This window comes from Alloacidobacterium sp. (assembly GCF_035631355.1).
Classification (GTDB): Bacteria; Acidobacteriota; Terriglobia; order Terriglobales; family Acidobacteriaceae; genus Alloacidobacterium.
Window position 1 is genome coordinate 1 of the sequence record NZ_DASQIX010000076.1, and the last position, 12,986, is coordinate 12,986.

The window sequence follows — 12,986 nt, forward strand, 5'->3', positions numbered from 1 at the left end:
CCCAGTAAACTTACCCTGCATGCCAAATCAATTACACATCTGCGTTTTCTGCGGATCAGCCGATGGCGCTGATCCCGTCTATTTAGAGACGGCAAAAGAACTCGGCCGGCGCATCGCCGCAGCCGACATGGGCCTCGTCTACGGCGGGGCCACTGTAGGACTCATGGGGGCGCTTGCCGATGCGGCCATCGCTGGAGGAGCGGAAGTCATCGGCGTCATGCCTGAGGTCCTCATGGATCGCGAAATCGCTAACCGCGGCATCACGCACTTTCATGTTGTCAAGACTATGCATGAGCGAAAAGCCCTCATGTATGAGCACGCTGACGCCTTTATCGCTCTTCCCGGCGGCTACGGCACGCTCGATGAATTCATCGAGATCGTTACCTGGGCCCAGCTTAAGATCCACCAGAAGCCCTGCATTCTTCTTAACGTGAACAGCTTTTACGACGGCTGCCTGAGCTTTCTCGACCATGCAGTCACGCAGGGCTTCATCAAGCTGGAAAACCGCAAGATTATTCAGGTGGCGACAGACGCGGAAGCCGCCTTGAGAATTTCGGCATCCTGCTGGAAATCCCAGGTGGCGCACCTCAACGTTGATCGTATGAATATATTGATAGAAGGTTAAAAAGACGACTCGCCTATTCCCCGTTCTTGCCTTAGCGGGCCTGCATCGCGCTTTAATGGATAAGCGGTATAGTGGCTAAGTGAGGTATTCATGCTACGGTTCGGCGATGTAACTCGAAAAATATCCACGACGTGTCATGTCTTCCACGAGCAAGGCTTCAGCGGAATGGCATCTTTCGTCAGGCGCCGTTTCGACTTCCACATGCAGATGTATGCTGCACAGCAGGTAAGGTTAGTAAATCTGGATGGTTGCGTCATTGATATGAAGCGGCTTCCGGACAGCCAGACGAAAATCGATCTGGCGAAAAAGGCTTACGAGGTTGCGGAACGCACTCTAATTCCAAAGTATCTCGACAGGCGGCTGCCAGTCATCGAGTTCGGTGGATGCATTGGCGTCATAGCATGCATTACGAATCGACTGCTGGAGAATCCAGAGCGTCACGTCGTGGTTGAAGCCAATCCGCTAGCACTGCCATTGCTGAAGGAAACCAGAGAAGGCAACCAGTGCACGTTTGAAATATTGAATAAAGCAATCGCTTATGGCGTGCCCGTCGTCACATTTCGACCCACATCAAATCTGTGCGCGAATTCACTTCGCGAAAATGGCGGTGAGGAGTCTTATGTCCATATTCCTGCCACTACACTGCGCAAAATTGTAGATGAAAGAAAATTTGAGTCTTTCAATCTGATCTGTGACATAGAGGGTCATGAATACGATCTTGTTCTAAACGAGCCGAACGTGCTGCAAAAGGCAACCACCATCATCCTTGAAACTCATGCCCGTTTAATTGGTGACGCCAAGAACGCTCAATTGCTGGATAATCTGGCCAATCTGGGTTTTGAGATCATTAATCGAGAGGAGACGGTGGTCGTTCTGAAGCAATCGCGAGAATTGAATTTACAGATCAACTGAGTTAGAAGTGTGCCTACTTTCAACACTCTCCGCATTCGCAGTGCCGCCGCAAGTAGTCCCACGAATAAATCCCGCTCTGGTGCCCATCATTCCAGTGAAAGCTGATGGCGTATCGCCCAACAGGTGTTACAGATTCAGGCCGAGGGGGGGCCTGATACATCGGCAGCAATGCCTGCGGTTTTGGCTTTGGCTCGCCCGGCTTGCGGCCTGATTTCTCCCGTTCGTCATGGCACGTCGCGCATGGGCAGGCATCGCGGAGCCAGGCAAAGGTCCAGCGGCTGCGATGCCCGTCCTTCCAGTCGATCTCGATGCCACTGCCGCCGCTCTTGTCCACGCGCACTTTTGCCGGTGTCTTCGCGTCGGCGGGCAGATCATGCTCCCCCGTCTGTGCGCGTCGTGCCTCTTCCTCGCTGACAAAGCGGATACCTTCGTGGCTCATCTCTTCCAGTGTAGCGCCCATTCATATTTGAGCTTCGGGGCCAGAATTGCCAATGCCAGGCCCAGCGTCACCACGTTCGCCAGAATCACAGGTGGCGAGTGGAAGAGCAATCCATACAGCAGCCACATGGCTTCGCCAAAGGAGAACAGCAGAAACATGTACAGCGATATGTCGCGGGCGCTCTTCAATCTCGATACGCGAACCAGTTGTGGAACGAAAGCAGTCATAGTGGAGAAAGCAGCGACGTGTCCGATCGTATTGATTACAGGCAGGGTCATGAGAGTGGTACTTAAGTATTGCTCAGGCCAGCCGAAGCTCAGGAGTCGCGGAAATCAGTGACCGCGTGTATTCTTCGCGCGGAGCGTCGCAGATCGCATCGCGCGCCCCGAATTCCACCAGCCGCCCGCACCGCAACACGGCAATGTTCGTCGAGAGATATCGCACCAGCGGCATGGAATGGGAGATGAACAGATAGGTCAGGTGAAATTCATGCTGCAGGTCACGCAGCAGGTTCACGATCTGCGCGCCCACGCTCACATCGAGCGCCGACACTGGCTCGTCAAGAACGAGAAGGTCCGGCCGCAGGGCAAGCGCGCGCGCAATGTTGATGCGCTGCCTTTGTCCTCCGGAAAATTCATGTGGATACCGCCCAAGCGCCGACTCATCAAGTCCCACCGCGCGCATCAGCTCCGCGCATTTCGACCGCAGTTCTTTCCGGGCTACTGCGCCATGAATTACCAGGGGCTCGGCGACAATCTCCGCCACCCGCATCCGTGGATTGAGCGCCGCAAACGGGTCCTGGAAGACGGGCTGCACCCGCCGCCGCATCGCACGCAATCTGCGCTGCGGAACTTCAGTTACCGGCTGCCCGTCGAAGAACACGCTGCCCGACGTCGGTTCAATCAGCCCTAGCACCATACGCGCAATCGTGCTCTTGCCGGAGCCGGATTCGCCCACCAGTCCTAGTGTTTCTCCGCGATGAATCGTGAACGAAACGTCGTCAACGACCAGAGCCTCTTCCGTTCGCAAACCATTATGGCGCGGATAGCTTTTCGCGAGATGCTCAACTTCAACGAGAGCCATAGGAGCTAGTCAGCAAGTTAGCAGGTCGCCTGGCAAGCCGTAAACGCTGAGTGCCCCATCCCTGCGTGCAGTTTGCGATAGGATGGGAAAGCACCACCCTGGACTTATCTCTCTCGAATTTTCCAGAGTGCCTGTCGCAAAATTCCCATCCACATTGCCGCATCTGCTGAATTGAGTTGTATCCGCCGTATCAGTCTCCGCAACGCCGCTTCATCGCTGCTCGCCGGATGCCGCCGCGTGTACTCGCTCTCGTCCAGCAATTCGGCTAGCAGCGCAGTCAGGCGATCGAGGTCGCCCGAAGCCGAATCGGGCAAAGCTGTAGACGCAGACGAATCCCCGCTGCGTACAAGTTCATACAGACAAACAGCCGCTGCCTGCCCTAGATTCATCGACGGACGCCGCACGCCCTCACGCTCAAACATGGGAATGGTCATCGTCCAGTTGCAATAGCTCAGTTCTTCGCGGCTCAGACCCGTCTTCTCCGACCCGAAAAGGACCGCAACTCGGTTGCTATCTGCTGAAGCCAGATGCTCCAGGGCCAACGCACCGCCTTCAGTCAGCGGATACAGCGGATGCTCCTTCACTCGCTTCCCGCCCGCCGTAGTTCCAATCACCAGAGTGCAATCGGCAACAGCATCAGCCACGCTTGAAAACTCTCGCGCCGCGGCCAGAAGCTCCGACGCATCGACCGCCGATCGCGCCTCCGCGAATGCCACGGCATACTCGCTCACCACCCGCAGGTCTTCAAAGCCGAAACCATATATCGCCCGCGCCACCGCGCCAATGTTGTTCGGATTCCGCGCTCGCACCAGCACGACCGAGACGCGATCAAGTTGTTCCCGGGTAAGCATTCCTCGCTATTCTATGAAACAAGTTATGACAACGGTACGCATCGACAAATGGCTCTGGGCAGCGCGCTTCTTCAAGACCCGCGCTCTTGCTTCCCGCGCCTGCGATCTAGGCAGAATTCAGTCCAACGGCCGGCTCGCCAAGCCCTCCCGCGACGTCCGCATCGGCGACATGCTGCAGGTCAAAAACGAAGGTGGCGACTTCCAGATCGAAGTCCTGTTCCTGAGCGAAGTGCGCGGCCCCGCCGCAGTCGCTCAGACTCTCTACCGTGAAACCGAGGCCAGCCGCGAGGCACGCCAGAAGCTCGCCGAAGAACGAAAAGCCCCGCAGCAATTCGAAACTCTACCGGAAGGTCGACCCTCAAAACGCGACCGCCGTCTCATCAACCGCTTCCGCGGCAGAAGCTAGAGTCAGAGAGCCCAATATCTAATAGTGTCATCCTGAGTGGGGCGAAGGATCTGTTTTAAGGATGCCGGTTAGTGTTGCGAAATCTTTAGACTCGATAAACCGTCGCAACACACGCATCAATGCGGCTTAAAGGTCTTACCCGTTTCGATCAGCGTCTTGAGGCGCGAAAGAATACGAGGCCAGCCATCGGCAGTCGGAGCGTACCCGGCATCGTCCTCCGCCCATTCATCGTGCGTAACGGAAACCTTGGTCGCCTCCGTCTCCGGCACGAGTTCTAACGTGACGCGGGAAGCCTTGTCTGAAGAACCCATCGAGAACTTGTATTGCAGCAGCTTAGGCGCCTCGACCCGAAGCACCTCCCCGCGAACATAGACCATACGCTGACCGTCTGGCCCCGGACCAGCCCAACTCATCGCCCCGCCTGGCCTCAGGTCAGCCTCAAACTCCGCACCCATAAAGAGGATGCGGTTGGACTCGGGTGAAACGAAACCTTCCCAGACCCTTTCTGGAGGTGCGGCGAAGTAGAAAATAAAATGCAATGGAGTTTGCTGGGCCATGTGCTCTCCTCATTGTCTGGCGCGGGACTACCTGGAATTATGCCACTGAACATGATCGGCCCAAGCGCAACAGCCATTTGAAATTGCTAATCCAGCATTCGATTGATAATAAAGGGCTTATTCAACACCATAAGATTGATAATAAATCACTCATATTTTATGCAACCATTGTGCTATAGTTTGAATCAGATTATTTGTAAGGCCGAATACCCTCGGTCTCATATTTCTTAAGAAGCAAATTGGAGGAATCTATGGCTATAACTCGTTGGGACCCATTTCGCGACGTACTTGCTCTGCAAAACCGTATGAACTCGCTCTTTCAGGACTTCACCCGCGGACAAGGCGAGTCGGACGCACTGACGACAGCCGCCTTCGTCCCTCCGGTCGACATCTATGAGGATGAGCACAAAGTTGTCCTCAAGCTGGAGGTCCCGGGCATGAAGCAGGACGACTTCGACATCCGCGTCGAGAACAACACGCTGACCATCCGCGGCGAGCGTAAGTTCGAAAAAGAAGAGAAGGAAGAGAACTTTCATCGCATCGAGCGCCGCTATGGCAGTTTCTATCGCGCCTTTACCGTACCCAACACCGTCAATACGGAAAATGTGAAGGCCGATTACGATGCGGGCGTCCTGAAGGTCGAACTGCAGAAGCGCGCAGAAGCCAAGCCGAAGCAGATTAAGGTCGGCGTTGGCCCTGCCAAGCCGATCGAAGCCCCGAAGGCGGAATCCAAGCCAGCGGCCTAAGAGCTGAAGCAGAAAAAGAAATGAAGGTTTATAAAAAAGGCGGGGCCGCAAAGCTCCGCCGCTTTGTTAGAGAAGCGGATTACCTGGACAGCCCCGCCCGGAGCAAGACTGAAGGGGCCAGTTTCTTCCGCTTACTACATCCGAAGAATTGGAAAGCTGAGAAAACACATGGCAATCCGTTGGGACAAGTTCACTGTCAAATCGCAGGAAGCGATTCAAAGCGCGGGCAATCTCGCGACTGAGCACGGCAACCCTGAGCTGTTGCCGCTGCATCTGCTTTCTGCGCTGCTTGAGGATAAGGAAAGCATCATCGTTCCTGTCCTGCAAAAGGTCGGAGTAGCAACCGACCAGCTCATTGCAAAAACAACCGAGGCCTTGAGCAAGCTGCCTAAAGTTTCCGGAGGCACCCAGCCTGGCATGTCAACCGCGCTCCAGAAGGTCCTCGACCAGGCATCCAAGGAAGCCGACAACTTCAAGGACGAATACGTCTCGACTGAACATTTATTGCTCTCACTCGCCCAGCAGAAGAACGATGGAGCACAGTTGCTGCTCGCCTCCTATGGCGCAACGCATGATGCGATCCTGAAGAGCCTGAGCACAGTTCGCGGCTCGCAGCGCGTCACAGACCAAAATCCCGAGGCCAAGTTCCAGGCTCTCGAAAAATACGCGAAAGATCTCACAGAGCTCGCCCGTCGCGGCAAACTAGATCCCGTCATAGGCCGCGACGAAGAGATTCGCCGCCTCATCCAGGTGCTCTCGCGCCGCACCAAGAACAACCCGGTGCTTATCGGCGAACCCGGCGTCGGCAAGACCGCCATCGTCGAAGGCCTTGCTCGCCGCATCGTCTCCGGCGATGTGCCCGAGATTCTGCGCAACAAGCGCGTCATCTCGCTTGATCTCGGTTCCATGCTCGCTGGCGCAAAGTATCGTGGTGAGTTCGAAGACCGTCTGAAGGCCGTCTTGAAGGAAATCGAAGAGTCGAATGGACAAATCATTCTCTTCATCGATGAGCTGCACACCCTCGTCGGCGCAGGCGCGGCTGAAGGCGCCATCGACGCCTCGAATATGCTCAAGCCGGCACTCGCGCGCGGCGATCTGCGCGCCATCGGCGCAACCACGCTGAACGAGTACCGCAAGTACATCGAAAAGGACGCAGCTCTCGAGCGTCGTTTCCAGATCGTCTTCGTCGGCGAACCAAACGTCGAAGACACTATAGCGATTCTGCGTGGCCTGAAAGAACGCTACGAGGCGCATCACAACGTCCGCATCAAAGACTCTGCCATCGTCGCCGCAGCCGAGCTTTCGCACCGCTATATCTCCGACCGCTTCCTGCCCGATAAAGCTATCGATCTCGTCGACGAAGCTGCCGCCTCGCTGGCCATCCAAATCGGGTCTGTGCCGACAGAAATAGACCAGCTCGAGCGTCAGGCCACCTCGCTCGAAATCGAGAAGGCCGCCCTGAAGCGCGAAAGTGACGAGAACTCGAAGCAGCGGCTTGAAGTCGTCGATCGCGAACTGGCCGCCCTGCGCGAGAAGGCCACCGGTCTGCGCGCGCGCTGGCAAAAAGAGCGCGAAGCCATCACCCGCCTCGCCGACCTCAAGAAGAAAGTCGAAGCTCTGCGCTTTGAAGCCGAAGAGCAGACCCGCCTCGGCAACCTCGAACGCGCAGCGCAGATCCAGTACGGTGACCTGCCCCGGCTCGAAACCGAGCTGAAGCAGCTCAACGCCGCACAGGATGGCGCAGCTAACGCCCAACGCATGTTGAAAGAAGAAGTGGACGAAGAAGACGTGGCCCGCATCGTTTCGAAATGGACGGGTATCCCCGTCTCGAAAATGCTGGAAGGCGAAGTACGCAAGCTCGTCCAGATGGAAGCGCGTCTGCGCGAGCGAGTGGTCGGCCAGGACGAGGCCTTGTCCATTGTCGCCAACGCCATCCGCCGTTCACGCGCTGGCCTCAGTGACCCCAAACGCCCGATTGGCTCGTTCATCTTCCTCGGACCGACCGGTGTCGGCAAAACCGAGACTGCCCGTGCGCTCGCAGAATTCCTCTTTGACGACGAGCAGGCAATGATTCGCATCGACATGTCCGAATATATGGAGAAGCACGCCGTGGCGCGCTTGATCGGTGCGCCTCCGGGCTATATCGGCTTTGACGAGGGCGGTCAACTGACAGAAGCCATCCGCCGCCGACCGTACTCGGTCGTGTTGTTCGATGAGATCGAAAAGGCGCACCCGGATGTCTTCAACGTGCTCCTGCAGGTGCTCGACGACGGCCGGCTGACCGACTCGAAAGGCCGCACCGTGGACTTCAAAAACACGGTCATCATCATGACCTCGAATCTTGGCGCGCAGGCCCTCAATGCAGACTTGATTTCGAGCGAAGTCGGCTTTGAGAAGGCGCGCCAGCAGGTGATGGAAGTGCTGCGCCAGAACTTCCGTCCCGAGTTCCTGAACCGCGTCGATGACATCGTCATCTTCCGTCCGCTGGGCGAAGATCAGCTCACGCATATCATCGATCTGCGCCTAGCTGATCTCAAAAAACTGCTCGCAGACCGCAAGATCACGATCAACCTGACCGACGCGGCCAAGCACATGCTCTTTACGCAAGGCTATGACCGCGCGTACGGAGCGCGTCCGCTGAAGCGTGCGATGCAGAAGCTCATTCAGGACCCTCTGGCGATGAAGATCCTCGACGGCGAAATCCTACACGGCGACGAAGTGAAAATTGACGCCGACAAGCGCAACAACAGCCTGACCTTCGAAGTGACGAGTCGCGCCGGCATCCCGCTCGAAAGCCATGTAGCCATAGGCCGAGCATAACGGGTGGGTGTAGAAGATCAAGAGGTTGTACCAGGCTCGGAGCGCTGATGGGCAGCATGTAGTTGAGGCTATCCATAGGGATCGTTCCAGGTTGCAGTAATCGGCCTTACCGTTGGTTCTCGGGGTGTAGGGTCTAATGCGGCTGTGTTGGATGGCCATCTGCTGGCAGGCGTGGCGAAACTGTCGAGAGCGGTAGCTGGCGCCGTTGTCAGTCAGCAGCGCATGTATGCCGATGCCGTGTCTGGCGAAGAACTCCATGGCCGAGCACAGGAAGGCGGTGACGCTCTCGACTCACAGCCGTCCATGGGGCATTCTTGGGATAGTCCATTCAGTCTCCAGAGTGACTACTTGCTCGTCACAAACAGCTTCTCTGGTCCAACCGAATGGATAACCTCTTGAAAGCTCACAGGTGACCTATCCTTGCGCAGCAAGGGCGGGATTCAAAGCTTGGGATGCAGTTTCTGAAATCCCGTCGCATCCTGATAAGCCTTGGCGAACGCGCACAGCTTCGCATCCTGATAATGCCCACTAAGAAACGTGATGCTCACCGGCGTCCCTGGCCCTCCAATGGAATCATCCTCACCGGTATCTACTTTCGGAGGTACCGGGGCATCGCTGCCTCGCAGGCCATTTGGCACAATCATCGCCGGGTGCCCGGTCAGGTTGGTGACGGAAAGCTGCCTGCTGCTGGTGGAAGCGACTATGACGTCCACTTGCTCGAACAGCTTTGACACATCGCGAATCGCAAGCGTGCGCGCCCGGTTTGCCTGAATGTATTCCACCGCCGGATAGAATCGCGCCACGCGAAAGATATTCGGCCAGTCCTCCGCGCTTTGCTCGGTCAGCAGCTTGTCGCGCCCGGTTCTTGTCAGCTCGTCAAAAGCCGCAGCAGCCTCAGCCTCCAGCAGCGGCGTCATCGCCCCATACGGCAGATCGGGCAACTCCAGCGGAACCAGATTCAAGCCCATGCCGCGCAGCTTGTCCAGAGTGGCCATGTCATATTTCAAGTCATAAACACGGCGCTCGTGCCAGGCGGCAGCTTCCCGTTGTTCCTTCTCGCGCCGCTTCTTTTCCTCGTCGGTCAGGCCATCAGGAGGTTTTTCCTCTGATGCCTCCGGCTTTTTCGACGTCTCGAAATCTTTCTTTAGATAACCCACCCGCATCGACTTCCAGTCAAACTCCGCATTCCAATTGAAGGCCGCATCGCGTGTAGCCAGGTCCTCGCCATCGGGGCCGTAGATGGCCTGCAGCACAATCGCGCAGTCTTCCACCGCTCGGCAGATCGGCCCCAGCTTGTCCATCGTCCAGCTCAACGCCATCGCGCCGGTGCGCGGAACAAAGCCAAAAGTAGGGCGCAATCCTGTCGCGCCGCAGCGCGTAGAAGGTGATGCGATTGACCCCAGCGTCTCTGATCCAATGGCGAAGGCCACGCAACCGGCCGCTGTCGTCGATGCCGAACCAGCCGAAGATCCGCTTGACCCCTGCTTCGGGTTCCACGGATTGCGCGTGCGTCCGCCGAACCACTTGTCGCCCATCGCCAGCGCGCCCAATGTTGTTTTAGCTACAAGGACAGCCCCAGCAGCATCCAGCCGCTTTACGACCGTTGCGTCTTCGTCGAAGCTCTGCTTCTCGAACCCGCCCGCACCCCACGTTGTTGGATAACCTTTGACCGCGAGCAAGTCCTTCGCGCCCCAGGGCAGTCCATGCAGAGGCCCGCGATATTTTCCTGCCGCAATCTCCGCATCAGCCTCTTTCGCCTTGGCTAGTGCGCGCTCTTCTGTGACCGTGACGACAAAATGCAGTAGGGGATCATAGCGTTTGATCCGCGCAATATACATCTCGGTCAAATTTGTCGACGAAACTTTTTTGCGTCGCACCAGGTCACCCAGTTCCACGACAGAAGCAAACGCCAGTTCTTCAAGATTGGCAGGCAGCGTGGCCATCGCAGGCACTTTGCTGTATCGCGGCTCATGCTTTTCCGTGCTGACCTTCGCGCCCGGCGGCAGCGGATCGAAAACATACGCTGGAGGTATGCTGTTCGGCAGATGCAGCTTGCGAATCGCGTCGTAGGCGTTTCGCTCCCCGTTCAGCCCGTCGATCATCATCTGTTTCTGCTCGGCAGTGAACGTAAGCCCAGCTAAGGCAGCCGCCGCGTCGATCATCTCCGGCGTGATCTTCGTCTTCGCATCCGGGCTGGTCGTTTGTTGAGCGGCCAGCGTGTACAACGCTCCGGGAAAGAGCGTGGATGCCAAGCCGAATCGGCTGCATGTAGACAGAAATGCCCGTCGATCCAAAGCCATGGTGGACAGTGCCTCCAGAAAACAAGTGAAACGGCAGTATACAGACCACGCTTCGCGAAGAAGAGTGTTTCGTGCGCGGTATCAAATTATGTTGTGAGCCGATTGGAAGAGATAGGCCGCATCTGCCAAAGCGCAGCGTCGGCAACTGCATGGCCGGGGTCAAGAATCGTCAGTGTCGTGTGCTCCGAGTGAAGATCATAGACTCGGCTCGTATGGGCGAGCCGGTCATTCACAATTACTTCGATAACCGATCCATCGAGATAGAGCAAGAGCCGCATTTCACCCTGAGGCAAGCTTAGGCCCGCTGTCTGCGCGTTGAATGTCAGCGTGCCATGTGTGGCGTCGAGTTCGAAGTGTGTGGCAGGCTGTTTTTCTGTGCCGATCACAATGTGCACCGGCCCATGCAGCGGCTGCGCCGTCATTTCCAGTGACGCGCTCGATCCCTTTACCGGCCATGCCACGCGGTCCGCGCCGCTCTGCCATCGCACAGGATCGCCGCTGCGCAATTCCTGGACGCGCGGCAAAACGCGCATCTCCAATTGCCCAGCATTCACTGTAAGAACGCGCGGCAAAGACATCAGCCCCGCCCAACCGGCGCGGGAATACTCAGCCTCGGGGCGCGTCTCCGGTATCCATCCCCACAAAATGCGGTTGCCATCCTTGTCGATCATGGATTTCGGCGCATAGTAAGCGCGCGGTCCATAATCAAGCTCGCCTTTCTGCTGCGGATGAAAGAGCTGTTCCTTGGTGTCGTACTCGCCCACTGCCCAGAAAACCTTGCGCTCGGTCGAATAAAGCAGCACATGCTTGCCGCCCAACGCAAAGAAATCCGGGCACTCCCACATCTCCCCGCTGTCCACCGGATCGCTGCCTGCCTTGCCGTTCCATTCACCGCTGGCGAGTGGATGCAGATACTCCCAGCGCCGCAGACCATGCGAGCGATACAGCAATACGCAACCGCCATTGTTACGAATACCGGAACCGACCCCCATGTACCAGACATCGCCATCGCGCCACGGACAGGGGTCGCGAAAGCCTGTAATCTCCATCCCCGGCGGAGGCGCAGGCAGCACCGGTTGCGGCAGCTTCCTCCACGTCCGCAACTCCGGGTCAGAAGAAGTCGCCAGGCACTGCGTCTCGCACAGCGGATTGTGCGTATCCTTGATTGTCGCTTCCATAATCGGCACGTGCTTCACGCCCGTATAAAGAAAAGTTGGGACGCCGTTGAACACAACCGCGCTCCCGCTGAAACATCCATCCGCATCCGGGCCGCCTTTCGTAGGAGCCAGCGCAATTGGAAGATGCTGCCAATGCACCATGTCCTCGCTCATAGCATGTGCCCAATGCATGTCACCCCACACCGCCGCGTGCGGATTGTACTGGTGGAACATGTGATACTTGCCCTTCCAGAAAATCGGCCCATTCGGATCGTTCATCCAGTTCGCAGCAGGCAGCAGATGAAACTGTGGACGATTCGTGTCATTCGCCAAGCCGCCAGCCGCAAATGCAGTTTCCCGCAGCACTGAAACGGCAGTTACACCAGCGCAACCCTGAATGAATCTCCGGCGTGAAATTTCTTTCGTCATCGGCAGAAGTATAGTTCACTGGCGCTATCCTCAATCCATGAGCGACATCCTTTTTCGCGAAGCAGTCGAGGATGACCTTCCAGTGATCCTGCAGCTCTACGCGTCCACTCAGATCAATGACGAATCCGCCTTCGCCCTCGACGAAGCGCGCCAGCATCTACACGTCTTTAAGCGTTATCCCTCATATCGCATCTTCGTCGCACTCATCGACGACACTGTCGTTGGAACATACGAGTTGCTCATCATGGACAATCTGGCCAAGCACGGCAAAAAATCCGGCGTGGTGGAAGACGTGGTGGTCGATCCCGCGCATCAGGGCCGCGGCATTGGACGCGCTATGATGCAGCACGCGCGCGAGCAATGCCGCTGTGCCGGGTGCTATAAATTCGTGCTTTCAAGTAACCTGAAGCGCGAAGACGCACACCGCTTCTATGACGCGCTCGGCTTCGAGCGCCACGGCTACAGCTTTCGCGTTGACCTTTAGCCGAATCGGCTCGTATCTATGCGCCCTAATCTTCTAGAAGAGGTCTCATGGTGTTTTGGTAGAAGCACCGGAGCTTTAGCCCTTCGAATCTCATGCAAAATCAAACTGCTTTAACACTGCTTTAACGCCGGTTCGTCATAAATGTAATGGCTTGACATATTTGAGGTTGTTTTTAGC

At 56.8% G+C, this 12,986-nt stretch carries 13 protein-coding genes and 1 pseudogene; 6 read left to right on the forward strand and 8 right to left on the reverse strand.

From position 1 onward, the window contains the following. Both VEV40_RS14190 and VEV40_RS14195 read left to right on the forward strand, forming a co-directional pair. On the forward strand, positions 1 to 625 hold a 625-nt coding region (locus tag VEV40_RS14190; RefSeq protein ID WP_324833225.1), incomplete at its 5' end, for a TIGR00730 family Rossman fold protein. Positions 626 to 790: 165 nt separating this feature from the next. After that, positions 791 to 1,537, forward strand: a complete 747-nt coding sequence (locus VEV40_RS14195) for an FkbM family methyltransferase (protein WP_324833227.1) — start codon at positions 791 to 793, stop codon at positions 1,535 to 1,537. A gap of 19 nt (positions 1,538 to 1,556) precedes the next feature. Here the strand turns inward: VEV40_RS14195 and VEV40_RS14200 are convergent, their stop codons facing one another. The 4 genes from VEV40_RS14200 to VEV40_RS14215 form a co-directional block, all read right to left on the reverse strand. Beyond that, entirely contained in the window at positions 1,557 to 1,976 is a 420-nt protein-coding gene (locus tag VEV40_RS14200) for a gamma-butyrobetaine hydroxylase-like domain-containing protein (protein ID WP_414637850.1), read from the reverse strand. Beyond that, entirely contained in the window at positions 1,973 to 2,254 is a 282-nt protein-coding gene (locus VEV40_RS14205) for a SemiSWEET transporter (protein WP_324833229.1), read from the reverse strand. Before VEV40_RS14205 ends, VEV40_RS14200 begins: the two co-directional genes overlap by 4 nt. A 22-nt stretch (positions 2,255 to 2,276) precedes the next feature. Further along, complete coding sequence (locus VEV40_RS14210) at positions 2,277 to 3,059, reverse strand: ATP-binding cassette domain-containing protein (RefSeq protein WP_324833230.1); 783 nt, start codon at positions 3,057 to 3,059, stop codon at positions 2,277 to 2,279. Positions 3,060 to 3,163: 104 nt separating this feature from the next. Next, positions 3,164 to 3,910, reverse strand: coding sequence for an RNA methyltransferase (locus tag VEV40_RS14215; protein ID WP_324833231.1), 747 nt, complete (start codon positions 3,908 to 3,910; stop codon positions 3,164 to 3,166). A gap of 25 nt (positions 3,911 to 3,935) precedes the next feature. On the opposite strand from VEV40_RS14215, the gene VEV40_RS14220 reads away from it, so the two are divergent. Beyond that, the gene (locus tag VEV40_RS14220) at positions 3,936 to 4,316 is read left to right on the forward strand and encodes an RNA-binding S4 domain-containing protein (RefSeq protein WP_324833232.1); all 381 of its coding nucleotides are present in this window, start codon (positions 3,936 to 3,938) and stop codon (positions 4,314 to 4,316) included. Between the two features lie 116 nt (positions 4,317 to 4,432). On the opposite strand, the gene VEV40_RS14225 is transcribed toward VEV40_RS14220, so the two are convergent. Next, entirely contained in the window at positions 4,433 to 4,873 is a 441-nt protein-coding gene (locus VEV40_RS14225; protein ID WP_324833235.1) for an SRPBCC domain-containing protein, read from the reverse strand. Positions 4,874 to 5,124: 251 nt separating this feature from the next. On the opposite strand from VEV40_RS14225, the gene VEV40_RS14230 reads away from it, so the two are divergent. Beyond that, on the forward strand, positions 5,125 to 5,619 hold the full coding sequence (locus VEV40_RS14230) for an Hsp20/alpha crystallin family protein (RefSeq protein WP_324833236.1): 495 nt from the start codon (positions 5,125 to 5,127) through the stop codon (positions 5,617 to 5,619). Between the two features lie 168 nt (positions 5,620 to 5,787). Then, the gene (gene clpB, locus VEV40_RS14235) at positions 5,788 to 8,439 is read left to right on the forward strand and encodes an ATP-dependent chaperone ClpB (RefSeq protein WP_324833237.1); all 2,652 of its coding nucleotides are present in this window, start codon (positions 5,788 to 5,790) and stop codon (positions 8,437 to 8,439) included. A 99-nt stretch (positions 8,440 to 8,538) separates the two neighbouring features. On the opposite strand, the pseudogene VEV40_RS14240 reads toward clpB, so the two are convergent. The 3 genes and pseudogenes from VEV40_RS14240 to VEV40_RS14250 all read right to left on the reverse strand — a co-directional run. Next, positions 8,539 to 8,712 (reverse strand): annotated as a pseudogene (locus VEV40_RS14240) (DDE-type integrase/transposase/recombinase); the annotation flags it as partial. A 167-nt stretch (positions 8,713 to 8,879) separates the two neighbouring features. Further along, entirely contained in the window at positions 8,880 to 10,739 is a 1,860-nt protein-coding gene (locus tag VEV40_RS14245; RefSeq protein WP_324833238.1) for an amidase, read from the reverse strand. Positions 10,740 to 10,825: 86 nt separating this feature from the next. Further along, a complete protein-coding gene (locus VEV40_RS14250) occupies positions 10,826 to 12,325 on the reverse strand; it encodes a glycoside hydrolase family 32 protein (RefSeq protein WP_324833240.1) in 1,500 nt (499 codons plus the stop codon). A 37-nt stretch (positions 12,326 to 12,362) separates the two neighbouring features. Between VEV40_RS14250 and VEV40_RS14255 the strand changes: the two genes are divergently transcribed. After that, the gene (locus VEV40_RS14255) at positions 12,363 to 12,809 is read left to right on the forward strand and encodes a GNAT family N-acetyltransferase (protein ID WP_324833241.1); all 447 of its coding nucleotides are present in this window, start codon (positions 12,363 to 12,365) and stop codon (positions 12,807 to 12,809) included. Positions 12,810 to 12,986 lie beyond the last annotated feature (177 nt).

What these genes read in the sequence shown, in the direction of transcription:
- VEV40_RS14195 (WP_324833227.1), top strand. Translation starts at nt 791, where the DNA reads ATGGCATCTTTCGTCAGGCGCCGTTTCGACTTCCACATGCAGATGTAT.
- VEV40_RS14200 (WP_414637850.1), bottom strand. Translation starts at nt 1,976, where the DNA reads ATGAGCCACGAAGGTATCCGCTTTGTCAGCGAGGAAGAGGCACGACGC.
- VEV40_RS14205 (WP_324833229.1), bottom strand. Translation starts at nt 2,254, where the DNA reads ATGACCCTGCCTGTAATCAATACGATCGGACACGTCGCTGCTTTCTCC.
- VEV40_RS14210 (WP_324833230.1), bottom strand. Translation starts at nt 3,059, where the DNA reads ATGGCTCTCGTTGAAGTTGAGCATCTCGCGAAAAGCTATCCGCGCCAT.
- VEV40_RS14215 (WP_324833231.1), bottom strand. Translation starts at nt 3,910, where the DNA reads ATGCTTACCCGGGAACAACTTGATCGCGTCTCGGTCGTGCTGGTGCGA.
- VEV40_RS14220 (WP_324833232.1), top strand. Translation starts at nt 3,936, where the DNA reads ATGACAACGGTACGCATCGACAAATGGCTCTGGGCAGCGCGCTTCTTC.
- VEV40_RS14225 (WP_324833235.1), bottom strand. Translation starts at nt 4,873, where the DNA reads ATGGCCCAGCAAACTCCATTGCATTTTATTTTCTACTTCGCCGCACCT.
- VEV40_RS14230 (WP_324833236.1), top strand. Translation starts at nt 5,125, where the DNA reads ATGGCTATAACTCGTTGGGACCCATTTCGCGACGTACTTGCTCTGCAA.
- clpB (WP_324833237.1), top strand. Translation starts at nt 5,788, where the DNA reads ATGGCAATCCGTTGGGACAAGTTCACTGTCAAATCGCAGGAAGCGATT.
- VEV40_RS14245 (WP_324833238.1), bottom strand. Translation starts at nt 10,739, where the DNA reads ATGGCTTTGGATCGACGGGCATTTCTGTCTACATGCAGCCGATTCGGC.
- VEV40_RS14250 (WP_324833240.1), bottom strand. Translation starts at nt 12,325, where the DNA reads ATGACGAAAGAAATTTCACGCCGGAGATTCATTCAGGGTTGCGCTGGT.
- VEV40_RS14255 (WP_324833241.1), top strand. Translation starts at nt 12,363, where the DNA reads ATGAGCGACATCCTTTTTCGCGAAGCAGTCGAGGATGACCTTCCAGTG.